General features: G+C 61.3%; 22 protein-coding genes and 1 tRNA gene. 10 read left to right on the top strand and 13 right to left on the bottom strand.

All coding sequences use genetic code 11. From position 1 onward, the window contains the following. The first annotated feature begins 10 nt into the window (after positions 1–10). Together ACSQ20_RS14960 and ACSQ20_RS14955 are read left to right on the top strand one after the other, a co-directional pair. The gene (locus ACSQ20_RS14960; protein ID WP_436021224.1) at positions 11–799 is read left to right on the top strand and encodes a molybdopterin-dependent oxidoreductase; all 789 of its coding nucleotides are present in this window, start codon (positions 11–13) and stop codon (positions 797–799) included. Positions 800–950: 151 nt separating this feature from the next. Further along, positions 951–1,169 (top strand): pentapeptide MXKDX repeat protein, encoded by a 219-nt coding sequence (locus tag ACSQ20_RS14955; protein WP_436021222.1) that lies wholly within the window; start codon positions 951–953, stop codon positions 1,167–1,169. A 172-nt stretch (positions 1,170–1,341) separates the two neighbouring features. Here ACSQ20_RS14955 and ACSQ20_RS14950 read toward each other — a convergent pair whose 3' ends face one another. From ACSQ20_RS14950 to ACSQ20_RS14935, 4 genes are all read right to left on the bottom strand, one after another. After that, a complete protein-coding gene (locus ACSQ20_RS14950) occupies positions 1,342–2,706 on the bottom strand; it encodes a hypothetical protein (RefSeq protein WP_436021220.1) in 1,365 nt (454 codons plus the stop codon). Between the two features lie 828 nt (positions 2,707–3,534). Further along, positions 3,535–3,891 carry an STAS/SEC14 domain-containing protein gene (locus tag ACSQ20_RS14945; protein ID WP_436021218.1) on the bottom strand — a complete coding sequence of 119 codons (357 nt, stop codon included), beginning with the start codon at positions 3,889–3,891 and terminating at the stop codon, positions 3,535–3,537. A gap of 304 nt (positions 3,892–4,195) precedes the next feature. Further along, positions 4,196–4,270 (bottom strand) — tRNA-Arg (locus tag ACSQ20_RS14940). 121 nt (positions 4,271–4,391) lie between these two features. After that, positions 4,392–4,574: a rubredoxin gene (locus tag ACSQ20_RS14935; protein WP_436021216.1), complete on the bottom strand. Its 183-nt coding sequence runs from the start codon at positions 4,572–4,574 to the stop codon at positions 4,392–4,394. A gap of 212 nt (positions 4,575–4,786) precedes the next feature. On the opposite strand from ACSQ20_RS14935, the gene ACSQ20_RS14930 reads away from it, so the two are divergent. Next, a complete protein-coding gene (locus ACSQ20_RS14930) occupies positions 4,787–6,721 on the top strand; it encodes an ATP-binding cassette domain-containing protein (RefSeq protein WP_436021214.1) in 1,935 nt (644 codons plus the stop codon). Between the two features lie 30 nt (positions 6,722–6,751). Here the strand turns inward: ACSQ20_RS14930 and ACSQ20_RS14925 are convergent, their stop codons facing one another. Beyond that, a complete protein-coding gene (locus tag ACSQ20_RS14925; protein WP_436021212.1) occupies positions 6,752–6,919 on the bottom strand; it encodes a hypothetical protein in 168 nt (55 codons plus the stop codon). Between the two features lie 46 nt (positions 6,920–6,965). Here ACSQ20_RS14925 and ACSQ20_RS14920 point away from each other — a divergent pair, with 46 nt between their 5' ends. From ACSQ20_RS14920 to ACSQ20_RS14910, 3 genes are all read left to right on the top strand, one after another. Then, entirely contained in the window at positions 6,966–8,951 is a 1,986-nt protein-coding gene (locus ACSQ20_RS14920) for a DNA topoisomerase IV subunit B (RefSeq protein ID WP_436021210.1), read from the top strand. 64 nt (positions 8,952–9,015) lie between these two features. Continuing rightward, complete coding sequence (gene parC, locus ACSQ20_RS14915) at positions 9,016–11,334, top strand: DNA topoisomerase IV subunit A (protein WP_436021208.1); 2,319 nt, start codon at positions 9,016–9,018, stop codon at positions 11,332–11,334. Between the two features lie 50 nt (positions 11,335–11,384). Next, positions 11,385–11,843 (top strand): CopD family protein, encoded by a 459-nt coding sequence (locus ACSQ20_RS14910; RefSeq protein ID WP_436021206.1) that lies wholly within the window; start codon positions 11,385–11,387, stop codon positions 11,841–11,843. 39 nt (positions 11,844–11,882) lie between these two features. On the opposite strand, the gene ACSQ20_RS14905 is transcribed toward ACSQ20_RS14910, so the two are convergent. From ACSQ20_RS14905 to ACSQ20_RS14875, 7 genes are all read right to left on the bottom strand, one after another. Then, positions 11,883–13,187, bottom strand: a complete 1,305-nt coding sequence (locus ACSQ20_RS14905; protein WP_436021204.1) for a chromate transporter — start codon at positions 13,185–13,187, stop codon at positions 11,883–11,885. Positions 13,188–13,252: 65 nt separating this feature from the next. Then, positions 13,253–15,613 carry a bifunctional diguanylate cyclase/phosphodiesterase gene (locus ACSQ20_RS14900; RefSeq protein ID WP_436021202.1) on the bottom strand — a complete coding sequence of 787 codons (2,361 nt, stop codon included), beginning with the start codon at positions 15,611–15,613 and terminating at the stop codon, positions 13,253–13,255. A gap of 386 nt (positions 15,614–15,999) precedes the next feature. Next, the gene (locus ACSQ20_RS14895) at positions 16,000–16,896 is read right to left on the bottom strand and encodes a PhzF family phenazine biosynthesis protein (protein WP_436021200.1); all 897 of its coding nucleotides are present in this window, start codon (positions 16,894–16,896) and stop codon (positions 16,000–16,002) included. 11 nt (positions 16,897–16,907) lie between these two features. Further along, on the bottom strand, positions 16,908–17,372 hold the full coding sequence (locus ACSQ20_RS14890; protein ID WP_436021198.1) for a RidA family protein: 465 nt from the start codon (positions 17,370–17,372) through the stop codon (positions 16,908–16,910). Positions 17,373–17,428: 56 nt separating this feature from the next. Next, positions 17,429–18,625, bottom strand: a complete 1,197-nt coding sequence (locus ACSQ20_RS14885) for a PLP-dependent aminotransferase family protein (protein ID WP_436021196.1) — start codon at positions 18,623–18,625, stop codon at positions 17,429–17,431. 106 nt (positions 18,626–18,731) lie between these two features. Then, complete coding sequence (locus ACSQ20_RS14880; protein ID WP_436021194.1) at positions 18,732–19,652, bottom strand: DMT family transporter; 921 nt, start codon at positions 19,650–19,652, stop codon at positions 18,732–18,734. A 63-nt stretch (positions 19,653–19,715) separates the two neighbouring features. After that, the gene (locus tag ACSQ20_RS14875; RefSeq protein WP_436021192.1) at positions 19,716–20,399 is read right to left on the bottom strand and encodes a VOC family protein; all 684 of its coding nucleotides are present in this window, start codon (positions 20,397–20,399) and stop codon (positions 19,716–19,718) included. Between the two features lie 180 nt (positions 20,400–20,579). Here ACSQ20_RS14875 and ACSQ20_RS14870 point away from each other — a divergent pair, with 180 nt between their 5' ends. From ACSQ20_RS14870 to ACSQ20_RS14855, 4 genes are all read left to right on the top strand, one after another. Continuing rightward, positions 20,580–22,058 (top strand): PLP-dependent aminotransferase family protein, encoded by a 1,479-nt coding sequence (locus tag ACSQ20_RS14870; RefSeq protein WP_436021190.1) that lies wholly within the window; start codon positions 20,580–20,582, stop codon positions 22,056–22,058. 95 nt (positions 22,059–22,153) lie between these two features. Then, on the top strand, positions 22,154–24,046 hold the full coding sequence (gene htpG / locus ACSQ20_RS14865) for a molecular chaperone HtpG (RefSeq protein WP_436021188.1): 1,893 nt from the start codon (positions 22,154–22,156) through the stop codon (positions 24,044–24,046). An 8-nt stretch (positions 24,047–24,054) separates the two neighbouring features. Continuing rightward, on the top strand, positions 24,055–24,699 hold the full coding sequence (locus ACSQ20_RS14860; protein WP_436021186.1) for a chorismate--pyruvate lyase family protein: 645 nt from the start codon (positions 24,055–24,057) through the stop codon (positions 24,697–24,699). A gap of 35 nt (positions 24,700–24,734) precedes the next feature. Then, positions 24,735–25,226, top strand: coding sequence for a DNA-deoxyinosine glycosylase (locus ACSQ20_RS14855; protein WP_436021184.1), 492 nt, complete (start codon positions 24,735–24,737; stop codon positions 25,224–25,226). A gap of 204 nt (positions 25,227–25,430) precedes the next feature. On the opposite strand, the gene ACSQ20_RS14850 is transcribed toward ACSQ20_RS14855, so the two are convergent. Beyond that, positions 25,431–26,288: a DMT family transporter gene (locus ACSQ20_RS14850; RefSeq protein ID WP_436021182.1), complete on the bottom strand. Its 858-nt coding sequence runs from the start codon at positions 26,286–26,288 to the stop codon at positions 25,431–25,433. Between the last annotated feature and the right edge of the window lie 203 nt (positions 26,289–26,491).

Here is a 26,491-nt window from a genome sequence, read left to right as displayed (position 1 = left end):
GGAGGCCACAATGATACGATCCCAAATCGATACCGGTACCAAGAAGCCCTCGCCGGACAACCAGACGATCCTAGCCGACGCACGACGCGAACTGGCGCTGCCGTCGCGCCGCGCGTTTGGCAAACGCGTGTTGACGCTCGGCGGCCTAATGATGCTCACGGGCTGCTCCCTGACCGACGAGCCATCCGTCAACGCGTTTCTGATGCGTGTGTCGCGTATGAACGATCGCATCCAGGCTTGGCTTTTCGACCCGACGCGGCTCGCGCCGACATACAGCGAAGCCCAGCTCACGCGGCCGTTCCCGTTCAACGCCTATTACGACATCAACCAGGTGCCGCACGTGGACGCAGACGGTTTCGTGCTGAAACTAAGCGGCCTCGTAAAAGGCAAACGCAGCTGGACGCTGCCGGAGCTCTATGCGCTACCTTATGCTGAACAGATCACGCGGCACATCTGTGTCGAAGGTTGGAGCGCGATCGGACATTGGAGCGGCACGCCGTTCGCGAATTTTCTCCATCGCGTGGGAGCGGACACGAGCGCAAGGTACGTCGGCTTCAAGTGCGCCGACGATTACTACGAAAGCATCGACATGGCAAGCGCGCTGCACTCGCAGACGTTGCTCACGTTCCAATACGACGGCAAGACCTTACCGCCGGAATACGGCTTCCCGATGAAGCTGCGGATACCGACCAAGCTCGGCTATAAGAACCCGAAGCACATTATGGAAATATTCGTGACGAATACGTACCCGGGCGGCTATTGGAGTGATCAAGGGTACAACTGGTTCGGTGGCTCCTGACGCATCGAGGCCGTGCCATGCATCCTTTGCGCGCGGCACGGCGGGTGTTCCGACCAACGTCGAGCATCGAGCTGTAACGAGCGTGCCGGCTACGCGACCTCATTCTTGCACTATCATCTATCCGGCTATCACAACACCATGGAGGGCTTCCATGAACAAGATGATCGTAGCAACGCTTGCAGCTGTGCTTGGACTCGGCGCATCAGGCGCGTTCGCACAGGAGGCGAGTGGTGCGATGTCGAACACGGAAATGGCGAGCGGGACGATGGCGAAGCAACCGATGTCCAAGAAGAAGACGAAGCCCGCGCTCACCAAGAAAAGCGGCGCGATGGGCATGAATCATGGAGCGTCGGGTGCGATGGGGAATTGAGCTTCAATTTCGGCTTCGTGGCGAAGCGCTGACCACCCCGGCATCGCCAACGGCCGGCTGCCATCCCGTGTCTGCTCCGCTATCGATGTTCATCCGCGTACTGGGTCGTTTGCGTGGCAGTAGTCGAACTTCGCCGCATCGACAGATTGCGACCGCCAGCAGTTTGCGTCAGTCAGGCCTGCTTCAATGCCCGATTGCGACGCAGCCGTTCATTGGCCACTGTGACCCATCGCTTATCAAACGGATCATAGGCTTTCGGATTCATGTACCTGTAAATCACTCGCTCCCCGTCTCGGACAGCGGTAGGCGTGCGCGATAACCGATACTCTTCAACAACGAGTTGAATGTTGGACTTATCTATAGTGCCAAGCATAAAATGCACCTCAGAAAACGCTGGCAACTCGCCTCGTTCAGGATCGCCATAAAGAGCGAAGCGAACTGTTTCCGGATGACCTGCTCTCGCAGGAGGAGTCCAATGCTTCTGTTCAGCCGACGCCACCTTTGTCTGTTCCATCTTTTTTTGATTCCATAACACTATGTTCAGCCAAAATTCGCTCCCATTTTTGTCCGCTTGTTTCGCGCTGTAATAACACAAAGGCGTTGCCTCTCCGCCAGGAGTCAGCGTTGAAACAATATGGTCATCTCTCTGGCCGACGTCTTTTGCCGATTCAGGCCTCACCATACCGATGTAAACAGCAAATTGCTCCACGTTATCGAGAGAAAATATACTTTCTCCGGCTCGACGATTGGGCAACAACAAGCGTCTTGTTTCTTCGTTGATTTCACCTTTTGTTCGGAGTTGCTCACTCTTCAGAAGTATGTTCAAGGCTCTTAAGTGCCGATTGCACAAGCCAATCAATTCATCCCTCTGTAGCTTCGGAGGAGTCAAATCATTCTCACCCGCATGGGCCTCTTCGGCCATCATTGCTGCAATTGCCACTTGGGCTTCGTTTCTTCCGAGGGCCAAGTAACCGCTGCCAAGACTGTCCACGCGGCACGTCAAAGAATCACGGGCAATTTTGTGAAGCGAGGCGGTTTGATCGCCACCGAGTTCAATATCAGCAGATCGCAGTATTCCATTCTCTAACGCGGAGCCGATCAGCTTGCCATTTGATGTGCTCGATTCATCTATCAAAAAGTTGTCTACCACTACCTCTTTTCCATCTCCCAGCCCGAAGTGCGTTTTGCCTTCCTCCTGCCACGTTGAGAGCACTGGATTACTCGCACCATGCTCAATGACCGCAGCATGCCGCGACAGTCTGTATCGAGTCTCAGGACTGGTGGGTTTTCCCAGGATATGCACATTCAATGGCTTAACGCGCGGCCTTCGTGAATCGATTTCCAGGAGATCGGAAAGAACTTGTGGTATGACCGCCTGCGATTTTCCTGCTCCTATTATGGCGATACTTCTCGAGTCGTTTTCATGCCCTTCATATGCGTCGATCGCTGAATTTGATTTTTCCTCATCTTGAGTTTTTCGAGAAAAATTCGATCGCCGGAGAAAATCATCATCGGAACTACGAATTGGATTGAACATTTCATTTCCTGGTCGACAACATCGCATGATCAAAAATTCGAGCGCTGGGCATAAAAACCAGCGTGCGGTTATCGAATGCTACAAAAAGGCTCCATAAACATGAACGAATATTTTCAGCATTCAATATTTTATTTGCTCATATTAAATAAAACGTATTTGTCGCGAGATCACAGCCTTCGGTTGGTCTACGCAATAATCTCGAAATATCTATGGATATCGCAGAAGTTGGCTGTCTGATGATGCCCGTGTCGAAGGACGAATATCCTGAAAATGCGAACCAATACGGGAAACGCTAACGCGACATCGGCATGAACCAGTGCCCGTGGTAGGTCGGTGGCTGCGGCGAGTGCTGCAGGGATATTTGAATTACCATGCGGTGCCTGACAACATGCTGCGGCTGGCTAGATTTCTTCAGGAAGTCAGTCGTGCGTGGCGTCACGCATTGCTACGACGAAGTCAGCGCAGGCGCATGCCGCGTGGTCGCGCTTCCACGGGCTGCTTCGGAAATACCTGCCACCGTGCCGACTCGTCCATTCCGACCCGACCGAGCGGCTTCGCGTCAACACCTTTGGTAAGAGCCGTATGCAGTAATTCTGCACGTACGGATCCGTGCGGGGGGGGGCGATGGTTAACCATCGTCCCTACCGCGACCAGCCTTTCAGTATTTGGCCAATTTTGAATGGCCGGTCTCAGAAAAATCGAACAGGCGCTAACGCCCCCTTAGCCGCCAGTGCAAGCAAGAGCGCGAATGCCAATGGCATCTTGATTGCGCAGGTCAATCGCGCTCCGACCTGCAGCCGGACTGCGACGAAATTCGCTAGGCGGCGCTCAGGTGTTGATCCAGACGCGCGCCTGCTCCAGCTCGTTGATGTGGAACACCTTGACTTCGGCCTTCGTAAAGAACCGCGCCAGATGCGTAGAGGCACGGATCCAGCCCGCATCGGCCACCACGGCGGCGCGCGTGACCTTGCGGGCCACGGAAACGCCTAGCGTCATATCGGTCCACAGCGCCTTCGGCTCGATGCCGGCGAAATGCTCGATGCGTTCAAGCACGCGGGTCTTGCCGTTCAGTTCGAGATCACCACGCATACGCTCAATGGCTTCGCGCAGATCGTGGTCGGTGATTTTGCCTTCGACGGAAATTTCGATGACAGGGGAATCGGGCTCGGTGTGATACAGGATCATGGCAAGACCGCCTGCTAGGGAGACGTTATACGCTCAGGCGCGGCGCGGATGAGCCTAGCGTTCGATAATTTCTTCACGATACGCCTTTTCACACGGCTCGGTTAGCCAAGTTTAACGCCGTTTAGAGTACGCAGACTGGTTGTTTTTCAGGACGCCAGCGAAATAGGGAACGCGGACCAACGACGCCTCATGAACGTTGCGAACGACATGATCGATTCCCTGCCCTTAAAAAATCCGAGACCCATGTCTGATAAAAGTTCCGGGTCTCAGTCGGTGCAAGGCCGGCCGGCGCCAAAACCAATGCTGGTCCCCCCGACAGGAATCGAACCTGTATCTAGCGCTTAGGAGGCGCTTGTTCTATCCATTGAACTACGGGGAGAGGATAAGAGGGACATCCGAGCGCGAAACGCCGCGTGTGCCAGTGCGGCCAGAGTATAGCAAAGGTGGTCAAACCAGCGCGCCGAGCCACGCGACGCCAGAACGCCCTGTCACCGTTCGATTCAAAACTCCACCACACTAAACTCCGCCTTGCTCACGTCGCAAAGCGGGCAGCGCCAGTCGTCGGGAATATCGGCGAAAAGGGTGCCTGGCGCGATGCCTTCGTTGGGCAAGCCCTCTTCTTCGTTGTAGACCCAGCCGCAAATCAGACAAACCCAACTCTTGTATTCGATGACGTCGCTCACGGCGGTCCTGCCTTTTCAATCTAAAAAATAAACAAAACAATCAATGAGATAGCGCCGCATATCCGCCCATCAATCCGGCCAAACCATCGCACCCGGACCACGGCAGCCGCGCCACAAAACCCGCGATTTTACCCAAGCACGGGCTCGCCCGGTTGTCAGCCGTGCGGCCGGTACAATTGACGTTTCGGATTTTTCGCAAGGCGCGCCCTTTTATGTCGCTTTATTCCATTACCGACGCCCAGCTTGCGTTCGGCCACGTTGCGCTGCTCGATCACGCCGAGTTCTCGCTCGAAGCGGGCGAGCGCGTCGGCTTGATCGGCCGTAACGGCGCCGGCAAGTCGTCGCTTCTGAAGATCGTTGCGGGCCTGATGCCGATCGACGATGGGCTCGTCACGCGCCAACAGGATCTTTCAACCGTCTACGTGCCGCAGGAGCCTGAGTTCGACGCCGATTCGACCGTATTCGATGCGGTCGCGAGCGGCCTGGCCGGCGCGCGCGCATCGCTCGACGAATACGACTCCGTGGCGCACGCGCTGGCCGGCACGCCCGAAGGCCCCGAACACGATGCGCTGCTCGTCCGCATGAACGCACTGCAGTCGAAGCTCGACGCGACGAATGCATGGGGCTGGCGCACGCGCGTGTCGACCACGCTCGCGCAATTGAGTCTCGATGGCGAGGCCCGCGTCGGCGCGCTCTCGGGCGGTATGCAAAAACGGGTGGCGCTCGCGCGCGCCCTGGTTGTGGATCCCGACGTACTGCTGCTCGACGAGCCCACCAACCATCTAGACTTCGAGGGCATCCGCTGGCTCGAAGAACTGCTCGTCAGCGCTCGGGCCGGCCTCTTCTTTATCACGCACGATCGCGCTTTTCTCGATCGCGTCGCCACGCGCATCGTCGAACTCGATCGCGGCCGGCTGCTTTCCTACCCAGGCAACTTCTCCGCGTACCAGGTCCGCAAGGCGCAGCAACTCGAAGTCGAACGCGTCGAAAATGAAAAATTCGACAAACTGCTCGCACAAGAGGAAGTGTGGATTCGCAAGGGCGTCGAGGCGCGCCGTACGCGCAGCGTCGGCCGCGTGGCGCGCCTCGAACAGATGCGCCACGAGCGCTCGGAGCGGCGCAACGTGCAGGGCAACGTGAAGCTCGACGTAGGCCAAGGCGAACGATCGGGCAAAATCGTCGCGGAACTCGTCGACGTAACCAAGCGTTACGGCGCCCGCACGGTCGTCGATCGTTTTTCGGCCACACTCATGCGCGGCGACAAGGTCGGCTTCATCGGGCCGAACGGCGCGGGTAAAACCACGCTGCTCAAACTCATTCTCGGCGCGATCGCGCCCGACGAAGGCAAAGTGCGCGTCGGGACGAACCTCCAGGTGGCGTATTTCGATCAAATGCGCGCGCAGCTGGATCAGGACAAAAGCCTCGTCGATACCATCAGCCCCGGAAGCGACTGGATCGAAGTCAACGGCACGCGCAAGCATGTCATGAGTTATCTCGGTGACTTCTTATTCGCGCCCGAGCGCGCTCGCTCGCCCGTGAAATCGCTCTCGGGCGGCGAGCGTAACCGGCTGTTGCTCGCGCGGCTCTTTGCTCGGCCCGCGAATGTGCTGGTGCTCGACGAGCCCACCAACGATCTCGACATCCCGACGCTCGAACTGCTCGAAGAGCTGCTTACCGACTACGACGGCACGGTGCTGCTCGTCAGCCACGACCGTGCGTTTCTCGATAACGTAGTCACGTCGGTGATCGCGTCCGAGGGCGAGGGGCGCTGGCGCGAATACGTGGGCGGCTTTACGGACTGGCAGGTGCAAAGCGAGCGTGCGAAGCGGTTAGCCGACGATACCGCGGCTAAAAATGCGCCGGCGGCGCCACGCGAGGCCGCACCGAAGGAAAGCGCGGCGGGCCGCAATGCACAGCGAACGGTCAAGCTTTCGTTCAAAGAGCAACGCGAACTCGAGGCGCTGCCGCAGACCATTGCGGCGCTCGAGGCCGAGCAAAAAGCGATTTCGGCACAACTCGCGGACGGTTCGATCTTCGCGAAAGACGCGCAAGAGGGTGCGCGTCTCACCGAGCGATACGCTGCGATCGACGACGAACTGCTGGCCGCGCTCGAACGATGGGAATCGCTCGAGGCCAAGCGCAAGTAGCGATGCGCTGAGGTTCGGTTGCACCCGGTTTCACCCGGCCGCATTCGTTGGCGCTTCGGCCGAATTGCCCGCAAGATCGAAACCAGTAAAATACGCCGCGATTACAAAGTGGCACGACGTGCCTCCCATTTTGCGAGCATGCTTCGCTTCACTTTGTTTCGATTCGCTTTTTTTTTGAATTTTCAACGCCTTGTCCACGTGGATATCCCCATGGCCTGTGGACAACGATGACCAACACGAAACGATGTCCACGAAAAAGCCAAGTGCCGCGTACAGCGAGGCGTCGATCAAGGTGCTCAAAGGTCTCGAGCCGGTCAAGCAACGGCCCGGCATGTACACGCGCACCGAGAATCCGCTGCACATCATCCAGGAAGTCATCGATAACGCGTCGGACGAAGCGCTCGGCGGCTTCGGGCGCCAGATCACGGTGACGCTGCACGCCGATCAATCCGTCTCCGTCGACGACGACGGGCGCGGCATTCCGTTCGGTATTCACCCCGACGAAGGCGTGCCGGTGGTCGAGATCGTCTTCACGCGCCTGCACGCAGGCGGCAAGTTCGATAAGGCCGCGGGCGGCGCCTATACGTTTTCGGGCGGCCTGCACGGCGTGGGCGTTTCCGTCACGAATGCGCTTTCGTCGCGTTTTGACGTGAGCGTCTGGCGCGACGGCAAGGTTGCGGAGATGGGCTTTGCGCACGGCGATGTCGTGCGTCCGCTCCAAATTCGGGCGGCCGAGCGCAACGGCAAGCGCTCGGGCACGCGCGTGACGGCGCTGCCCGATCCGAAATATTTCGACTCATCGAATATCCCGTTGGGCGAGTTGCAGCGGCTGCTACGCTCGAAAGCCGTTTTGTTGCCGGGCGTGGAAGTCACGCTCATCAACGAGAAGTCGGGCGAGCGCCAGACCTGGAAATACGACGACGGGCTGCGCGGCTATCTGCTCGAAGGTATGGGCGATAGCGAACTGCTCATCCCGTTGTTCGAAGGCGAACGCTACGCGGACAGCGCGCGCACGAACGAAGAGGCGTTTGCCGAAGGCGAGGGCGCGGCGTGGGTCGTAGCCTGGAGCGAGGAAGGCTCGCTCACGCGCGAATCCTATGTGAACCTGATTCCGACACCCGCCGGCGGCACGCACGAATCGGGTCTGCGCGATGGGCTTTATCAAGCCGTCAAGAGCTTCGTCGAGTTGCACAATCTGCAGCCGAAGGGCGTGAAGCTGCTGGCCGAGGATGTGTTCGCACGCGTGTCGTTCGTGCTGTCGGCAAAGGTGCTCGACCCGCAGTTCCAAGGGCAGATCAAGGAGCGCCTGAACAGTCGCGACGCAGTGAAGCTCGTCTCGACGTTCGTGAGGCCCGCGCTCGAGCTGTGGCTCAACCACCATGTCGAGCACGGTAAAAAGCTTGCCGAACTCGTCATCAAGCAGGCGCAGGCTCGCACGCGCGCGGGTCAGAAAATCGAAAAACGCAAGAGCTCCGGCGTGGCGGTGCTGCCCGGCAAGCTGACCGATTGCGAATCAACCGATATCTCGCGCAACGAGCTGTTTCTTGTGGAAGGCGATTCGGCAGGCGGCTCGGCGAAGATGGGCCGCGACAAGGAGTTCCAGGCGATCCTGCCGTTGCGCGGTAAGGTGCTCAACACCTGGGAGACCGAACGTGACCGCCTGTTCGCCAATAACGAGGTGCACGATATTTCGGTGGCGATTGGCGTCGATCCGCACAATCCCGACGATAGGGTCGATCTGTCGAATCTGCGCTACGGCAAAATCTGCATTCTCTCGGATGCCGATGTCGACGGCGCGCACATTCAAGTGCTGTTGCTCACGCTGTTTTTCAAACACTTCCCGCAGTTGATCGAGCGCGGCCATGTCTGCGTGGCACGTCCGCCGCTTTTTCGCGTCGATGCACCTGCGCGCGGCAAGAAGGCCGCGCAAAAGCTCTATGCGCTTGATGAGGGCGAGTTGGAGGCCATCCTCGATAAGTTGCGCAAGGACGGCGCGCGCGAATCGCAGTGGTCGATCAGCCGCTTCAAGGGGCTCGGCGAAATGAGCGCCGAGCAACTGTGGGACACGACGATGAACCCCGATACGCGCCGCCTGATGCCGGTTGCGCTCGGCGAACTCGATTACGACAGCACTGTTTCGCGCATGACGATGCTGATGGGCAAGGGTGAGGCTGCCGCGCGCCGCAGTTGGCTCGAAGAGAAGGGCAACGAAGTCGAAGCCGATATCTGAGCGCGGCGCTTGTCCGACTACCTGACACCCGACTCCCGATTTCTGAATACGGATACCATTTTCGATGGCTCAACAAGACGATTTGTTCGCTCCAGCCGTTGTGCCCCCCGACGGCGAATCTCTGACGCTCGGCCACTACGCCGAGCGGGCCTATCTCGACTACGCAGTGAGCGTCGTGAAAGGCCGCGCGCTGCCTGATGTAAGCGATGGCCAAAAACCGGTGCAACGGCGCATTCTCTTTGCAATGAGCGAGATGGGATTGACCGCCGATGCGAAGCCGGTGAAGTCGGCACGCGTGGTCGGCGATGTGCTCGGCAAATATCATCCGCACGGCGACCAATCGGCATACGACGCGCTCGTGCGCCTCGCGCAGGATTTTTCGATGCGCTATCCGCTCATCGACGGCCAGGGCAACTTCGGCTCGCGCGATGGCGACGGTGCGGCGGCGATGCGCTACACCGAAGCGCGTCTTACGCCGATTGCCAAGCTGCTGCTCGACGAGATCGACGAAGGCACCGTCGACTTCATGCCGAACTACGACGGCTCGTTCCAAGAGCCGAAGCTCTTGCCCGCGCGGCTACCGTTTGTGCTGCTGAACGGCGCATCGGGCATCGCGGTGGGTCTCGCCACCGAAATTCCTTCGCATAATCTGCGCGAGGTGGCCGCCGCGGCGGTTGCGATGATTCGGCGTCCTAACATTTCGCACTCCGAATTAATGGAACTCATGCCGGGGCCGGACTTTCCTGGCGGCGGGCAGATCATTTCGAGCGCGGCGGAAATCGCGGCGGCCTATGAAACGGGGCGCGGCAGTCTGAAGGTGCGCGCGCGTTGGAAGATCGAGGAACTCGCGCGCGGACAGTGGCAACTCGTCGTCACCGAATTGCCGCCGAACGCGTCGGGGCAGAAGGTGCTCGAAGAAATCGAAGAACTGACCAACCCGAAGGTGAAGCTCGGCAAGAAGACGCTCACGCCCGAGCAGATGCAAACGAAGCAGACGCTGCTCGCGTTGCTCGACGCGGTGCGTGACGAGTCGGGCAAGGACGCGCCGGTGCGCCTCGTATTCGAGCCGAAGACGAGTCGCATCGATCAAACCGAATTCGTCAATTCGCTGCTGGCGCACACGAGTCTCGAATCAAATGCACCGCTCAATCTGGTGATGATCGGCGCGGACGGGCGGCCGCGGCAAAAAGGGCTGGTCGAGATTCTGCACGAGTGGGTCGGTTACCGCTTCGCCACGGTGACGCGCCGTACGCAGTATCGTTTGGCGAAGGTGGACGATCGCATCCATATCCTCGAAGGGCGGATGATCGTTTTCCTCAACATCGACGAGGTCATTCGCATCATCCGCTCGTCCGATGAGCCGAAAGCGGCGCTGATGTCGGCCTTCGGCCTCTCGGAGCGGCAGGCCGACGATATTCTCGAAATCCGGTTGCGGCAGCTCGCGCGGCTCGAGAAGATCAAGATCGAAAAAGAGCTCGAGACGCTGCGTAGCGAAAAGACGAAACTCGAAGAGTTGCTCGCAAGCGAATCGGCAATGAAACGCCAGATCATCAAGGAAATCGAAGCCGATGCGAAGCAATACGGCGACGAACGCCGCACGCTGATTCAACAGGAAAAGCGCGCAACCTTCGAGGCGCGCGTGATCGACGAGCCGGTGACGGTCGTCGTCTCGCAGCGCGGCTGGGTGCGTGCGCTGAAAGGGCACGGGCTCGATCCGGCCGGCTTCTCGTTCAAGGATGGCGATAGCCTCTATGCGGCTTTTCAGTGCCGCACGCCCGATACGCTCATCGCGTGGGGCAGCTCGGGCCGCGTCTATTCGGTCGCTGTGGCACCCTTGCCGGGCGGGCGCGGCGACGGCGTGCCCGTCACGTCGCTGATCGAACTCGAGGCCGGCACGCGGTTGTTGCATTACTACGCGGCGAACGCTGAGCAGCCGTTGCTGCTGGCGTCGAGCAACGGCTTTGGTTTTGTCGCCAAAGTCGGCGATGCGGTGAGCCGACTCAAGGGCGGCAAGTCTTTCATGACGATCGACGCGGGCGCTGTTCCGCTCGCGCCGATGCCGGTCGCGCCCGATGCCACGCAGGTCGCTTGCTTGTCGAGCGCGGGGCGGCTGCTCGTTTTTTCGATCGACGAAATGAAGATGCTGTCGGCGGGGGGGCGCGGTATCACGCTGATGATGCTCGACGAGAACGAAACGCTCGTGCAAGCGCTGGCGATCGGCAAGGCCGGCCTCGTGCTGCTGGGCACTGGGCGCGGCGGCAAGCCAGTCGAGCAGACGCTCGCGGGCGAGGCGCTCGCACCACATATCGGCAAGCGTGCGCGTCGGGGCCGTGCGCCCGATACGCGAATGAAAATCGGTGCGCTTCGTCCCGTACTCGCATAATGTCGGCCCAACGCGGCTAGGTTCAGCGCTAACCTTTGGAGAAACGTGTCATGTCGATTGCCATGAACGCCGCCTTGTTCCTGCATCTGGCCGCGGTCGTCGTATGGGTAGGCGGGATGGTCTTCGCGCAATTCTGCCTGCGCCCAACGCTTGCCGATGTATCGCCGCAACTGCGGCTGCCGCTGGTCGAGGCCGCGTTCGGGCGGTTTCTGAACTGGGTCGGCGTTGCGGTGTTCGTCATTCTGGTCTCGGGGGGCTTCCTGCTCGTTGCCTTCGGCGGAGGGCGCGCACCGTGGCCGCTGCATCTGATGGCGGCGCTTGGTGTCGTCATGATGCTCGTATTCGGGCACCTTCGTTTCGCGGTATTCCCACGCATCAAGCGGGCGGTGCAAGCGCAGAAATGGCCGGACGGTGCGCGCGCGGTCGAGTCGATGCGCCGGCTCGTGCTCGTCAATCTCGTCATCGGTTTCGTGACGATCGGCGTCGCAGTTTATTCGCGCGGTTTTTGAAGCGGCCGTTAGCGCCGCGGTTCGGTCAGTGGTTAGCGGTTATCGATGGCCGGCAACCAACGTCGCGCCATAGCCGAGTGCCACTACCGCATAGACCAGATAGACGGGCAGCTTTAACCGAGCCAGGCAAACGAACGAGAAGACGCCCGCGGCAACATACGATAGCTGCAGCGGGACATGTTGCGCGACATGTATGACGGCCACGATCAGAAACGATGTGGTGGCGGCGCGCAATACACGCATACCGTGTTCGAACCTCGCGTGCGCTTCGAACCGATGCAAATGGCGCCGGGCGAAGACGATCGCAAGCCCTGACGGAACGAAGAATGCGAGCGTCGCGGCAACCGCGCCGGCAAAGCCGTCGGTCAGATAGCCGAGAAACGGAATGACGTTGAGCAGCGGGCCGGGCGAGATCGGCGAGAGCGCGAACGCGAGCGTGAAGTCGCGCAGCGCCACGCCGAACGGCGGAATGACGAAGAGGGTCTTCAATACCGGTAGCGCCGAAAAGCCGCCGCCGAACAGCGTCATCGCGGCGCCGGCAAGGCGCGGCCAGATCAGCGCGAATTGATAGCGAGGCGGCAGCGGCAGCGCGAAGAGCGCCACCAGCGAAGCCAGCGCGAACACCATCAGCTTGTCTTGTCGGTTGAACGACAGCTCGAGCCGCCCGCCGCGCGCGGGGCTCGCGATCCAACCCGCGAGAAACGCGCCGCCGAGCAGCAAAACGAATGCGCTCGCGCTATGGGTGAGCAGCAATACCACGCACGCGATGGCGGCAGCGCTCCAGTCGAGTGGCGAGCGCATCAGTGCTCGCATCTGTCGATACCACGTCAGCGCAATCAACGCACTCAGCACGACGGCGAAATGATCGATCAGTGCAGGCGAGGCGAACGAGCGGACAAACGGCGTATCGTAAAAGACCGCACATGCGCTCATCGTCAAAAAGAACGGCAGCACGGAGGCCGTGCCCGCCACCCATGCACCGGGGCCGCCGCGCAGCGCATGGCCGACTTGCACGGCCACGTTGCACCCGACGGCGCCGGGGACCATCCATGCCAGTGCGACAAAATCGGAAAACTGCAGTCGAGTGAAGCGCTGCTCCTGATCGACATAACGCAGTTCGAGCTGGGCCATCAGCGCCAAGCCTCCCCAAGAAAGCGCGGACAGCAAGAAGACGACGCGAAAAAGCCGCGACAACGGCTCGCGCGTGGTGGGTGGCCGGTTTGTGTGGGCTGTCGTCGTTTCGTCTGGCAGCGCGGTAGCGGACGGCGCGTGTGGCATGGGTCTGGTTTGCGTCGTGGCGGGGGTGTCGATATCGGCATCGGTATCGATATCGGCGTCGGTCATGGGGCGGGGGCCTTGGATCACGACGCACAGTCTCGGGCAGCAGCCGAACGGAAGACGGGGGGCGCTCAGGCGGATTGCCCGCTCGCTCTCGCGCTCGTGTGACTGCGTCCGGCATCGATTGATGCTTCGCGCATCCCGCACACGCCGAAGCGTTCGAGCAAGGCCGGTATGCCTTCCGCCGGCACCGGACGGGAAAAGAGGAAGCCTTGCGCCTGAATGTTGCCGAGCGCTGAAAGCCAGGCGATCTGTTCTTCGGTTTCCGTCCCCTCGACGACGACCGTGAGCCCAAGCGAGCGCGCGAGATTGACGATTGCCGAGACCATTACGCACACACTGCGATCGCCAGGGATCGCTTGTACGAATGAGCGATCGACCTTGAGCGTATCGACGGAGAACCGGTTCAGATACGACAGCGACGAATAGCCGGTGCCGAAATCGTCGAGCGCGATGCTGACGCCGAGACGCTTTTTGAGCGCGGCGATTTTTTCCGAGACGAGGTCCGGGTACTCCATCATCGCGGTTTCGGTGATCTCGAGCTCGAGCCGGTGCGCGGCGATACCGGTTTCTTCGATGGCGCCCGCGATCATCTCGTAGAGGTCGCCGCGCCAGAACTGCACGGCCGAGATGTTGACGGCCAGCGAAAGCGTGTCGAAGCCCTGTTGCTGCCAGATCGCGAGTTGCTTGCAAGCCTCGCTGATAACGAAGTCGCCGATCGGCACGATCAGGCCAGTAGACTCGGCCACGGGAATGAATTCGCTCGCGGAAATCACGCCTTGCTGCGGATGGTTCCAGCGTACGAGCGCTTCGAACCCGGTAATACAGCGGCGAGAGAGATCGATCTTCGGCTGATAAACGAGAAAGAGTTGACGTTCGGTGAGCGCGACGCGCAGTTGCTGCTCCCACTGCATCAGATGATCGGCGCGATGCGATAGATGCGGCGCATAGAATTGATAGCAGTTCTTGCCTGCGTCTTTCGCGCTGTACATGGCGAGATCGGCTTTCTTGAGCAGGTCGATTTCGCTTTCGCTCGCAACCGAATAAAGCGCGATGCCGATGCTCGCATGTAATACGAACGAGGTACCCCGCACGTCGAACGGTTGTTCGAACATTTGCCGCATGGTTTCGGCAAGCTGCGTCGCCTGGCGCTCGACGTCGCCACCTTTGAGAATCACGACGAACTCGTCGCCGCCAATGCGCGAGAGCACACCCGCACCGCCGACGGTGTCGGCCAGGCGCGAGGCGGTCATTTGCAGCACGATGTCGCCGGCGTTATGGCCGAGCGTGTCGTTGACCGTTTTGAAATTGTCGAGATCGACGAAGAGAATCGCGAGACGGCCGACATTGGTCAGATCGCCGACGTCCTGCCGCAGGCTCTGGAGCGTAGCGTAACGATTGCGCAAACCGGTTAGCAGGTCGTATTCGACGAGATGCGTCATTTCGCGTTCGCGGCCGAGCAGTTTGCCGATAAGCCCCGTTGCTACGGCGAAAAAACCGAGCATCGCGAGCGAGATGAAGCCGGCCATCAGCAGATAAACGTTGCGGGTATGGTTGTAGTCGGCGAACTCCTCGGCTTCGGACAGCCCGACGAGCACGCCCATCGGATAACCGTCGATGTGTCGGTAAGAGACGATGCGCTTGACGTGATCGATCGAATCGATCTGTGTACCGGAGACATGTTCGGCGATCGGATAGACGCCGCTTGCCGAGAATGCGCCGGGCGAACTATTCGTGGAGCCGGTGCGCCGCGCCAGCACGGCGCCGCTATCAGCGACGACCGCGATCACGCCATCTTTGCCGATTGCTGCGTTGTTGTAAAAATCGCTCGTGAAGTAGCCGGGGTTTTCGGAAACGACGACCACGCCCGCGAACGAGCCGTCGGCGTGATTCAGGCGCCGCGTCATTTGCAGTGTCCACTGATGCGATACGCGGCCGAGCACCGGTGTGCTGATGTAAAGCTGATCGTCGTTTTCGTGCTCGTGGACCTTGAAGTGTTCGCGATCCGATAAATCGACCGGAGTCGGCTTGGCTTCCGCGGTGGAGGCAACGAGCAAACCGTGCTCGTTGATGATCGCCACTTGCACGAGCGTGTCGCTTTGGACAACGCCTTTTTCCACCGTGTTTCGCAAGTCGAAACGTTCGGGGTTCTTTTCGAACTCGAATTTGACGAAGCGCGTGATTTGATCGACTTGATGAATCGCCTTGATCGTATGTTGTTCGAGCGCGGCCGACAGTATCGCGGCCGAAGCGGCCGCTTCGCGGTTGGTCGAATCGCGCTCCATCGACAGACGGGCCGAGATCACCGTCCACAGCAAAACGAGCACGAGCAACCCCAACGCCGGAATGGCGATGAGCGCTCGCCGCCGCGAGCCGGCGGCATCGCGTCGCGGTCTCGCATCGCGAGTTTGAGAGGGCCTGAAAAAGCTCATCGCTGGCTGGTGGTTTTCGAGAGACGGCTCACAGGTTCCGGCGAATACGGCAGGTGCTTGGTTGGCTGCATGGCGAGCGTGGTGCCCAGGGCCTGGCCGGGCGCTATTGATACAAAAAAGGGAAATTCGGCCTGTTCACCCTCGTGGGCAGCCCTCAGGTGGATATTACTGAATGGATAAGAATTAAGATAGCGTCCGCTTACCGGGTAAACGTTTGACCCGCCGGGCATGATTTCGGCAGGGCGACGCTTTTTACGGTTGTGACGGGAAGTGACAGACGGAGTGCGACGAGACAGACACGTACGATGGAGGCCCGCCGAACGCCGAACGCCCGGCAAGCCTCCGACGGCCCCGGCAACGAAGCGCTGCCAGGGCGCGCGGTGGGTTTACGGCAGTGCGATAGTGCCGTCAACGACAGTTATGGATGCGCCGCCGATCCAGATTTTGCCGCGGGCGTCGTCATACTCGACGAACACGCGCCCGTCGCGTCCGATTGCCGTGCCCTGGCGCACTGTATACCGTGAGCCCGGGCGGCAGGCTCGCGAGTCGAACAGGCTCGCAAGCCCGGCGTTGGCGCTGCCGGTGACCGGATCCTCGTAGACGGCGAGGTCCCCCTCGACGCAGATGCATCGCACTTCATAGGTGGCAGGGCCGCCATCCGGATGCGGTGCGTAAAGCGCGACGCCGTTCATTCCGGCGCGTTGCACGATGCGGGATAGCGCAGCGGCATCAGGCTTCACCGCGACGCAAGCCTCCGGCGACGCCAACCCGACGGCGAGCCACTTCACGCCGTTGTCGACTTTGCTCGGCGCAATGCGAGTGGTATCGATCTCATCGGTGGCTAACGCTGCATTTAGCGCCTGATACTCGCTTGGCGGCAGCGGTTCGATCCGCGCGCGCGGGGCGGCAAACGCGCGCACACCCGAGTCGCGCGGTTCGCGTGGTTCGATTTCGACGAGGCCAACTCCGCATTGCTGAACGAGCCGGTCAGCATGGCGGGGCTGATACCCGCTTTCCACGAGCGCATGCGCCGTGCCGAGCGTGGGATGTCCCGCGAAGGGCAACTCGTATGCCGGCGTGAAAATGCGTACGAGATAGTCCGCCGCCGGGTCGGTCGGCGTGCAGATGAAGGTGGTCTCGGACAGGTTCGTCCAGCGCGCGACGCGTTGCATCTCATCGGTGCTGAGCGTGTCGGCATCGAAGATCACAGCAAGCGCGTTGCCGCGATACGGCTTAGCGGAAAAAACATCGACCTGTTTGAACCGAACGCGGCGAACGCTCATGGCCGGCCTCCTTACGCGAGTTCCGCGATGAGTTCGATTTCGACGCAAGCACCCGTCGGAATCTGCGCGACGCCGAATGCCGAGCGTGCGTGCTTGCCGGCATCGCCGAGCACTTCCACGAGGAACTCAGATGCGCCGTTCGTCACGATGTGCTGCTCGGTATAGTCGAGCGTCGAGTTGACGAGGCTCATCACTTTCACGATACGGGCCACGCGATTGAGGTCGCCCGTATGCGCGTGCAGCGTCGCAAGGAGATCGATGGCGATGGCCCGTGCAGCGGTTTTGCCTTCGTCGGTCGTCATGTCGGCCCCGAGCTTGCCGACCCACGGCTTGCCGTCCTTTTTCGCGATATGCCCGGACACGTAGACCGTGTTGCCGGTTTGCGCGCACATCACATAGGCGGCAGCCGGCGCAGCGGCCGTCGGCAGTTCGATGCCGAGTGCTTTGAGCTTGTCGTAGACGTTCTGTTGTGCCATGAGATGTCCTAGATGTCGATGAGTGAAGAAGCGGTCGAAAGTGAAATGGCGAGCACTCAAATGCGCTCGCGAATCAGCGCGGCGAGGCGCGCCACGCCCTCGTCGATGCGCGCGGGCGGCACCGTCACGAAAGAAAGCCGCAGCAAATGTTTTTGCGGCTCACTCGCGAAGAACGGAGCGCCCGGCACGAACGCGACGTTTTGCGCGATGGCGGCTTCGAGCAATTGCATCGAATCGATGTGGGCCGGTAACGTCACCCAGATGAACATGCCGCCTTCCGGGCGGTTCCAGCTCACCCCTGTGGGCATATGGCGCGCGAGCGCGGCAAGCATGGCTTCGCATTGATCGCGATAAAGCGCTCGCACCGCCGGAATCTGTTCGTCGATAAAACCGTCTTTAATGACTTCGTAGACGATGCGCTGCGTGAGTGTCGGCGTATGGAGATCGGTGGCCTGCTTGGCTTGCACGAGTTTGAAGTGCAGCTCTTCGGGCGCCACGATGTAGCCGAGACGCAGTCCCGGCGCCAGGATCTTCGAGAAGGTGCCGCAGTAGACGACGTGATCGGGCGCCATCGACAACAGCGTCGGCAGCGGCGAGCCGGCGTAGTCGAGCGCACCGTACGGGTCGTCCTCGATCACCGGAAACGCGCTCGTGCGCGCGAACTCAGCCAGTGCGACGCGCCGCTCGAGCGGCAGCCGGCGGCCGGTCGGATTCTGAAAGTTCGGTTGTGCGTAAATCAGGCGCGCACCGTCGGTCAGCGCAGCGGTGAGCGCTTCTGGCACGAGGCCTTCGTCGTCGGTCGGCACTTGCCTGAACTGCGGCTCGTAGAGCGAGAACGCTTGCAATGCGCCGAGGTAGGTCGGCGTTTCGACGAGCACCGGGCTTGCCGGATCGATCAGCACTTTACCGAGCAAATCGAGCGCTTGCTGCGAGCCCGTCGTAATCAGCACCTGCGACGCGCGGATGGTGGCGCCGTTGGTCGACAGGCGCGCTGCGACCCATTCGCGCAACGGCAGGTAGCCTTCGGTCGCGCTGTACTGAAGCGCGGCAGCCGGAGCATCGCGCAGTACGCGGTCCGTCGCGGCGCGAATGCGCTCGGCCGGGAACGTTGCTGGCGCAGGCAGCCCACCAGCAAACGAAATGACCTCGGGCCGTTCGGTGACTTTCAGGATTTCGCGAATGGCCGAACTTGTCAGCTTGCGCGCTCGCTCCGAAAGTTGCCAGACCCGATGCGGCATCTCGCTGTGATCCATGAATGTCTCCTTGTTTGGGCGAAAAAAGGGTGAAACGAAGCGCGCTGAGGCTGAGAAACTTGTGAGCGCACTCAGCCGAACGAAGCCGAAAAGCACGAAGCTGCGATTATCGCTCCAGTTGCAGTGCAGCGGTGGCCGGCGGCGCTGTGCGCACCGCAGCCTTACGGCCGATCAGCACGGTTGCGATGACGGCCGCCGCGAAAAGCCATGTCGACGGACGGACCGATTCGCCGAAGAAAAGCGCGGCGAACGCGATCGTAAAAAAAATCTGCAGCAGTTGCACTTGCCCGACGCGAGCCGTGCCGCCCATCGCGAGCCCTGCATACCAGGCGAAAAAACCGATGAACTGCGAAAACAGCGCGACATAGCCGAAGGCGAGCCAGGTCTTGAGCGCAACGGGGCCGGGATGCGCCACGTGTTGCTGCCAACCGAGCCAGCCGACGGGTACGACCAGCAGCGGCGCCGCGACGACGAGCGCCCAACAGATCACCTGCCAGCCGCCCATTTGCCGCGCAAGGCGCGCACCCTCCGCGTAGCCGAGCGCGCCGATGGCCACGGCGACGAGCATCAGCGCATCGCCCGCTTTTAGCGCGCCGCCGCCTGCGTTGAGTGCGAACGCCACGACGAGCCCGCTGCCCAGCGCCGCGCTGGCCCAGAAGGCCGACGAAGGGCGCTCGTGCGAGAGCCATGCCGCATAAAGCGCGACGAAAAGCGGCTGCAGCCCGCCGACGAGCGCGCCGTGCGAGGCCGGCACACTCTTCATGGCCCAAGCAGAGAAGACTGGGAACGCCACGATCACGCCGAGCGCGACGACGAAAAGCCCTTTCAGTTGGGCGCGATTGGGCAGCGGCTCGCGCCGCCAGGCGAGCAGCAAGCCGGCCGGCACCGCGGCGGCGAGGGCACGGCCGAGACCGTTGAGCAAAGGATGAAACTCCTGCACGACGATGCGCGTCATCGGCAGGGTCAGGCTGAAGATCACCACGCCGACGAGGCCCAGCAGCATGCCCTTCGATTCGCGACTGTTCATGAGCGGCGCATTCCTTTTTCGATATCGATGAGAGGCGACGGCATCCGGGGAGGGGGGCGCTGCCTACCGAAGCACGCGCACGCCTGCGGGCGTTTCGATTTCCGCCACGAGCGCCGGGGGCTGGTTTGGGGCGTCTTCGATGTCGATCAAATGGGCGGCGCCGAGCCACGCGAGTTGTTCGCGAACGAGATTGGCGCGGGGATGAAAGCCCTTGAGCGAACGCAGTGCGAGCCCCGAATTGGGCAACCGCTGCGCCGGCGTCAGCGGCGTATCCCACTGAATCAGCGTCGGCGCAATGCCGTCGCCGGCACCTTGCCAACTCGGAAACGCACCGTCGACAGGCACCGTGAGCCGCCAGGTGAGTTCGCCGCGCGACATCGCGATGACGGGCGCGATGCGCGACGGATATTGCGCCTGCCAGCGCCCAAGATCCTTCGGACGGCCGACGCGCGCGGCCCAGTGCGCCAGGAACGGGCCGCGTTCGAGCCGAGCCTGCATCGCCGGGGTGTCGAGCTCGAACCAGCGCGAAGCCAAGGCCTGCGCTTCTCGATCGATTGCGATCACTTCGAGATAGACGCCGCCTGCGAGGCCGAGCAACCGGTTATGGGTGCCCATGCGCGCGTGCGCGCCGCCCGTTACGGGCTCCACGCCGAGCGTCTCGGCAACGAATTGCGCCCCTTCGTCGAGCGAGCGGGCGGCAATGATCAAGTGGTCGAGCGCGAGAGCGGCAGCGGAAGACGGCTTCATGCGGAAATCACATGCGAAAGATGTAAAAGGCGGGTGTAACAGCCAGACATGAAAGTAAAAGCGAAAGCGAAATGCAAGATCGACGGACAGTCGAGATCAGCATCCACTCTAATCGGCGAGACCGGCACAGTAACGGTACAATTGCTGCGATACTTTTCGGTACAGTTCGGGGTTGCCCTCATGTCCGTTCCGCTCGACCTCATTCCGGCGCCGCACGGCGCATCGCCGCTCACGCTTGTCGAACAACTCGTCCAATGGGCGCGCCGCCGTATCGAAGAACGCGTCTTTCGGCCCGGCATGCGGATGCCGTCGATCCGCAAGCTCGCGCAGGACAAGGGCGTGTCCCGTTTTACCGTCGTCGAGGCCTACGAGCGGCTCGTGGCCCAGGGCTATCTGGAGTCGCGGCGCGGCTCCGGCTTTTACGTGCGCGAGCGCTCGGTGGGCGCGCACGACGGCCCGCGCCGGCCTGAGCCGCGCGAGCCCACCGCGCGCAGCGCTATCGACGTCGCCTGGCTCTTGCGCAACACGCTGCAAACGAGCACGCCGGAGAAGGGTCCGGGTCTCGGCTATTTGCCGTCGCGCTGGCTCGACGGCGAGCTCGTGGCCGGCGCGCTGCGTACGCTCGGTCGGCAAAGCGCCGCGCAGTGGCTCGGCAATGGCACGGCGCAGGGGTTCTTGCCGCTGCGCCAGCAATTGCAGACGCGTCTCGAAGAGTTGGAGATCGGTGCGGGGCCCGAGCAGATCGTGCTCGTGTCCGGCATCACGCAGGCCATCGACCTGATCGCGCGGCTTTATGTGCAGCCGGGCGATGCGGTGATCGTCGGCGACCCGTCCTGGTTCCAGATGTTCGGTCGTTTCGCATCGCAAGGCGCGCGGCTTATCGGCATGCCGTATACCGCGGGCGGCCCCGATATCGACGCACTGGAGACACTCGTTGCGAGCTGGCGACCCAAGATGCTCGTGATCAATTCGGTGCTGCACAACCCTACCGGCACGTCGTTGTCGCCGGCGCAGGCGTTTCGGATTTTGCGGCTGGCCGAAGCGTACGACTTCATCGTCGTGGAGGACGACATTTATGGCGACCTCTGCCCGCCGAGCTACCCCGCCACGCGCCTGGCAAGCCTCGATCAGCTTAGACGCGTGATTTACCTCGGGAGTTTTTCGAAGACGCTGACGGCAAACTTGCGCGTGGGTTTCGCCGCTTGCTCGCCCGACGTCGCACAGGCGTTCGCAGACCAGAAGCTGCTGGTCGGCATGACGACGCCCGAGCTGAACGAGCGGCTGCTCTACAAGGTGCTGACCGAGGGGCAGTATCGGCGCCATGTCGAGCGCTTGCGCGGGCGTCTCGATGGCGTGCGCGACAAGTGCGCGCGCATGCTCGAAGCGGTGGGCCTCTCGCTTTTCACGGCGCCGGCCGCCGGCATGTTTTTGTGGGCCGATACCGGGGTCGATGCCGACGGGCTCGCCGCTGCGGGGCAGGAAGCGGGTTTTCTGCTGGCGCCGGGCAGTCTTTTTTCGCCGCACCAATCGCCGACGACCTGGATGCGCTTTAACGTCGCCAACTGCGGCGACCCCGCGTTGCCGGCATTTCTCGCCGGCTATGTCGACAGCAAGCGAGCCGCGCGGCCCTTGAAAACGGCTCAGCCCATCCCCATGTGAGCGCTCGTTCGCAGCGGTGGGTGCCGCGGGTCTTCGCGCCATCGCATCATCGCGTAATCGCGTAATTGTTACTCACGAAAAATAGGAATCGGAACATGGCACAAGAAACCATGAGCTTTCAGGCGGAAGTGAAACAGCTTTTGCAACTGATGATTCATTCGCTCTATAGCCACAAGGAAATTTTCCTGCGCGAACTGATTTCGAATGCGTCGGATGCGGCCGACAAGCTGCGCTTCGAGGCGATTGCCGACAGCACGCTGTTCGAAGACGACCCGAACTTGCGCATCCGTGTGTCGTTCGACAAGGCGGCGCGCACGATCAGCATCGACGACAACGGCATCGGCATGAGCCGCGACGAAGCCATTTCGCATCTGGGCACGATTGCACGTTCGGGCACGAAGGAGTTCTTCTCGAAGCTGTCGGGCGATCAGCAAAAGGATGCGGCGCTGATCGGGCAGTTCGGCGTGGGTTTCTACTCGGGTTTCATCGTGGCGGACAAGATCACCGTCGAGACGCGCCGTGCGGGTTTGCCGGCGTCCGAAGGCGTGCGTTGGGAGAGTGCGGGCGAGGGCGAATTTGCCGTCGAGACGATCGAGCGACCTGCGCGCGGCACGACGATCACGCTGCATCTGCGCGAGGGCGAAGACGAGCTCCTTTCCGGTTATCAGTTGCGCTCGATCATTCGCAAATACTCCGACCATGTCGCGCTGCCGATTCTGATGAAGAAAGAGGAGTGGGATGCGGAAAAGGGCGAGACCGTCGAGAAAGACGAGGACGAGACCGTCAATCAGGCGAGCGCGCTGTGGACGCGGCCAAAAAGCGAGATCAGCGACGATCAGTACAAGCTCTTTTATCAGCATCTCTCGCACGATCATCAGGACGCGCTTGCCTGGACGCATAACCGCGTTGAAGGGCGCAGCGAGTACACGCAGCTGCTTTACGTGCCGGCTCACGCGCCGTTCGATCTTTTCAACCGCGAGCGGCACGGCGGTTTGAAGCTCTATGTGAAGCGCGTGTTCATCATGGACGACGCCGAGCAACTGCTGCCGTCGTATCTGCGCTTCATCAGGGGCGTGGTGGATTCGAGCGATCTGCCGCTGAACGTTTCGCGCGAAATTCTGCAGGAAAGCCGCGATGTGCGTGCTATTCGCGAGGGCGTGACGAAGCGCTCGCTGGCGATGCTCGAAGAGCTTGCCAATGACGAAACCGATGAAGGCAAGGCGAAGTACACGGCGTTCTGGCAGGAGTTTGGCCAAGTGCTGAAAGAGGGGTTGGGTGAGGACTTCGGCAACCGCGAGCGCATCGCGAAGTTGCTGCGTTTTTCGTCGACACATACCGACTCGCCCGAGCAGACGGTTTCCCTTGCCGATTACGTCGCGCGCATGAAGCCGGATCAGACGAAGATCTACTACGTCAGCGCCGACACCTGGCAGGCTGCGAAGAACAGCCCGCACCTCGAAGTGTTCCGCAAGAAGGGAGTCGAGGTGCTGTTGCTGTCGGATCGGGTCGACGAATGGGCGCTAGCCTACTTCACCGAATTCGAAGGCAAGCCGCTGGCCAGCGTGGCGCGTGGCGACCTCGATCTCGATACGTTCAACGATGAAGAGAAGAAGGCGCACGAAGCGATGGGCGAGACGATGAAGCCGCTCGTCGAGAAAATGAAAGAGGTGCTCAGCGAGAAGGCGAAGGACGTTCGTCTTACGTTCCGGCTGACCGATTCACCTTCGTGCCTCGTGGCGGACGAAGGGGAGATGAGCGGTTACTTGCAGCGCATGCTGAAAGCAGCGGGGCAAAAGACCCCGGAGTTTCGGCCGATTCTCGAGGTGAATCCTGAGCACGCGTTGGTGAAGGGCCTTTCGCCCGAGCATGCGGAATTCGCCGATTGGTGCCATTTGCTGTTCGATCAGGCGTTGCTTGCCGAGGGCGGCGCGCTCGAAGATCCCGCGAGCTTCGTGAAGCGTACCAACGCGCTGCTATTGGCGCGGTGACGCAACGGATGCGTGACGACGGGTCGCCGCGCTGGCTCGCTGCCGGTTCCATCTGGCGCACGAGCCCGCATCCATCTTTCACCGCCGATCAGAAGGACTGGCTCACGCGGGGCGGATCGCTGACGGCGCATTTGAGCCGCCTCGGCGCGGTTGCCGTGCGTGTGACGCGCGAGGCTGTCACGCTCGCTTGGTCCGACGAGCACGCGGCGCTTGGCATTGCGCCGCGTGCTCCCGTGTGGGTGCGCGAGGTCGTGCTCGAAGTGAATGGCGTGCCGTTCGTCGTGGCGCACAGCATCGCACCGCTCGCCGAGAGCCGGGGTATCTGGCAATCGATGCGACGTCTTCGCACGCGTCCGCTGGCCGAACTGCTTTATCACGACCGCGACGTCTCGCGCTCGATGCTTGTCAGCGCACGGCTGACGGCCCGTCATCCGTTGTTTGCGCTTGCTTGTAAAGACGTTCGTGGTGAGCCGACGCATGCATTTGCTGCGCGTCGTTCTGTTTTCGTGCGGCACGGCGCGCCGCTGATGGTGACCGAGTGCATGCTGCCTGCGCTTTGGGAGCGGCTCGCTCGTGCTGCGTGCGCGGATCATGCCGACGGCGGCGAGCTTGTGTTATCGAAACAGATGACATGCGATCGCAAAAGGCAATAGACGCCATTCGCGGGGTCGTCGCAGAGGTGTAGTTGATGACGTATAAACGTTGCTTCCCGCCGATCGTAGATGCGAACACGCGGGTATTGATTCTCGGCAGCTTGCCGGGTGAGGTATCGATCGCGCAAGCGCAATACTATGCCCACCCTCGAAATTTGTTTTGGAAGTTAGTGGGCGACACGATCGGTGCGCCTCTCGTCGAACTTGCCTATACCGAGAGGCTGCGTGTGCTGTTGGATCACAGGATAGGTTTATGGGACGTGGTTGCCGAGGCGCGTCGGATCGGTAGTCTCGATAGCTGCATCCGCGACCATGCCAGCAACGATCTGATCGGTCTCATTGATACGTTACCTAATCTGGCGGTCGTCGCATTCAACGGCGCCAAGGCCGAGACGATCGGGATGAAGGCACTGGGTGAGCGTGCGCAGCAATACCGGCTTTTGCGAATGCCATCCAGCAGTCCGGCCCATGCCGCAATCCAGTATCCACAAAAGCTTGCGATATGGCAGCAGTTGGCATCCGTCTGAGGCTGGCCGTCAGCAAGCGATTGCTCAGTTTGGTCGAGGTGGAAGGTGTCTGGCGCCTTCCCTCATGACGATTGCAGCAATGAATTGCCAGCGGCAGCAGTCACTGCTTCCGCTTCAAGAAGTTCGAATACGCGGCAATGGCGAGCCCCCCGAGCGCATCGGCAACTGCCAGTACTGGCAGTGGGTTCGCGGCTCGCTGTGTTTTTACGCGCGCCTGTCCTGCTGGGTTCCCCGACGCACCACAACCAACGCAATGCCTCCGAGGATTGCTGCCGAGGCCAACACGATTCGGAGGGTCACGCTCTCTCCAAGAAAGACGACTGCGCCGAGCGTTGCGATGACCGGCACACTCAACTGCACCGTGGCCGCATTGCCGGCTTTCAGACCGGGCAACGCTGCGTACCAGATGGCGTAGCCGATGCCGGAGGCCACCGCGCCCGAACCCGCCGCATACCAGAAACCGGCGCAATCAATCGAAGCGTGAGCGGACATCGCGGCGCTGAGTGCGGCGGTAAGTGGGATTGCGCGCAGGAAGTTGCCGGCCGTCACCGCGGTGGGGTTTCCCGCGCCCTTGCCGCGCAACGAATAGATGCCCCAAGCCACGCCGGCGCCGAGCATAAGGACAGCGCCTCCGGGAGGTGGCGCAAAGAGACCGGGAAGCAGCAGCCCGGCAAGACCTGCCAACGCGCATGTCAATCCGATCCATTGCCGCCTATCGAAGCGTTCGCCTTTTCGGATGCCGTAGCCGATCATCGTCGTCTGGACAGCGCCGAACAGAAGCAGGGCCCCGGTGGACGCCGGCAGGCTCCGGTATGCAAACGAGAATGCGGCCGCATAGGCGAACAGCGCCAACGCCGACAGCCAATTTCCGGCGCCGCCCAGCCTGCCGCCTCGGAGCAGCACTATCATCGAGAGCGCGAGGGCGCCTGACGCGATACGGATCGACGTAAAACTCGCTGCATCGGCGCCGGTGCCCTTGAGGGCCAGCCGGCATAGCAACGAATTCGCTGCAAACGCGACCATTGCAAGCAGCGTCAGCACAGTGACACGCACGGGCGACACAGAAATCCCCCAAAAACCCTGAATCTTCCGCCAGTATCCGGCCATTGCGCTGCCAGTACGAGCGACGATGGTGGCGGAGCGATCCACGGCGGCGGTTGGAGCGACTGATTGTGTTTAGAAAGGCGGCACTGAGCGCGAGCTGATCGATCAGCGGTCATTGATGGGCGTCAATGACCGGTCGTCTCTGGCCCGAACGCGGTCTT

Origin of the sequence: Trinickia sp. LjRoot230 (assembly GCF_964253315.1) — a bacterium.
In the GTDB taxonomy this organism is placed as follows: Bacteria; Pseudomonadota; Gammaproteobacteria; order Burkholderiales; family Burkholderiaceae; genus Trinickia.
The sequence above is the reverse complement of the archived record's forward strand: the minus strand, read 5'-3'. Positions and strand labels throughout refer to the sequence as shown.

What these genes read in the sequence shown, in the direction of transcription:
- ACSQ20_RS14960 (WP_436021224.1), top strand. Translation starts at nt 11, where the DNA reads ATGATACGATCCCAAATCGATACCGGTACCAAGAAGCCCTCGCCGGAC.
- ACSQ20_RS14955 (WP_436021222.1), top strand. Translation starts at nt 951, where the DNA reads ATGAACAAGATGATCGTAGCAACGCTTGCAGCTGTGCTTGGACTCGGC.
- ACSQ20_RS14950 (WP_436021220.1), bottom strand. Translation starts at nt 2,706, where the DNA reads ATGTTCAATCCAATTCGTAGTTCCGATGATGATTTTCTCCGGCGATCG.
- ACSQ20_RS14945 (WP_436021218.1), bottom strand. Translation starts at nt 3,891, where the DNA reads ATGATCCTGTATCACACCGAGCCCGATTCCCCTGTCATCGAAATTTCC.
- ACSQ20_RS14930 (WP_436021214.1), top strand. Translation starts at nt 4,787, where the DNA reads ATGTCGCTTTATTCCATTACCGACGCCCAGCTTGCGTTCGGCCACGTT.
- ACSQ20_RS14920 (WP_436021210.1), top strand. Translation starts at nt 6,966, where the DNA reads ATGTCCACGAAAAAGCCAAGTGCCGCGTACAGCGAGGCGTCGATCAAG.
- parC (WP_436021208.1), top strand. Translation starts at nt 9,016, where the DNA reads ATGGCTCAACAAGACGATTTGTTCGCTCCAGCCGTTGTGCCCCCCGAC.
- ACSQ20_RS14910 (WP_436021206.1), top strand. Translation starts at nt 11,385, where the DNA reads ATGTCGATTGCCATGAACGCCGCCTTGTTCCTGCATCTGGCCGCGGTC.
- ACSQ20_RS14905 (WP_436021204.1), bottom strand. Translation starts at nt 13,187, where the DNA reads ATGACCGACGCCGATATCGATACCGATGCCGATATCGACACCCCCGCC.
- ACSQ20_RS14900 (WP_436021202.1), bottom strand. Translation starts at nt 15,613, where the DNA reads ATGAGCTTTTTCAGGCCCTCTCAAACTCGCGATGCGAGACCGCGACGC.
- ACSQ20_RS14895 (WP_436021200.1), bottom strand. Translation starts at nt 16,896, where the DNA reads ATGAGCGTTCGCCGCGTTCGGTTCAAACAGGTCGATGTTTTTTCCGCT.
- ACSQ20_RS14890 (WP_436021198.1), bottom strand. Translation starts at nt 17,372, where the DNA reads ATGGCACAACAGAACGTCTACGACAAGCTCAAAGCACTCGGCATCGAA.
- ACSQ20_RS14885 (WP_436021196.1), bottom strand. Translation starts at nt 18,625, where the DNA reads ATGGATCACAGCGAGATGCCGCATCGGGTCTGGCAACTTTCGGAGCGA.
- ACSQ20_RS14880 (WP_436021194.1), bottom strand. Translation starts at nt 19,652, where the DNA reads ATGAACAGTCGCGAATCGAAGGGCATGCTGCTGGGCCTCGTCGGCGTG.
- ACSQ20_RS14875 (WP_436021192.1), bottom strand. Translation starts at nt 20,399, where the DNA reads ATGAAGCCGTCTTCCGCTGCCGCTCTCGCGCTCGACCACTTGATCATT.
- ACSQ20_RS14870 (WP_436021190.1), top strand. Translation starts at nt 20,580, where the DNA reads ATGTCCGTTCCGCTCGACCTCATTCCGGCGCCGCACGGCGCATCGCCG.
- htpG (WP_436021188.1), top strand. Translation starts at nt 22,154, where the DNA reads ATGGCACAAGAAACCATGAGCTTTCAGGCGGAAGTGAAACAGCTTTTG.
- ACSQ20_RS14860 (WP_436021186.1), top strand. Translation starts at nt 24,055, where the DNA reads ATGCGTGACGACGGGTCGCCGCGCTGGCTCGCTGCCGGTTCCATCTGG.
- ACSQ20_RS14855 (WP_436021184.1), top strand. Translation starts at nt 24,735, where the DNA reads ATGACGTATAAACGTTGCTTCCCGCCGATCGTAGATGCGAACACGCGG.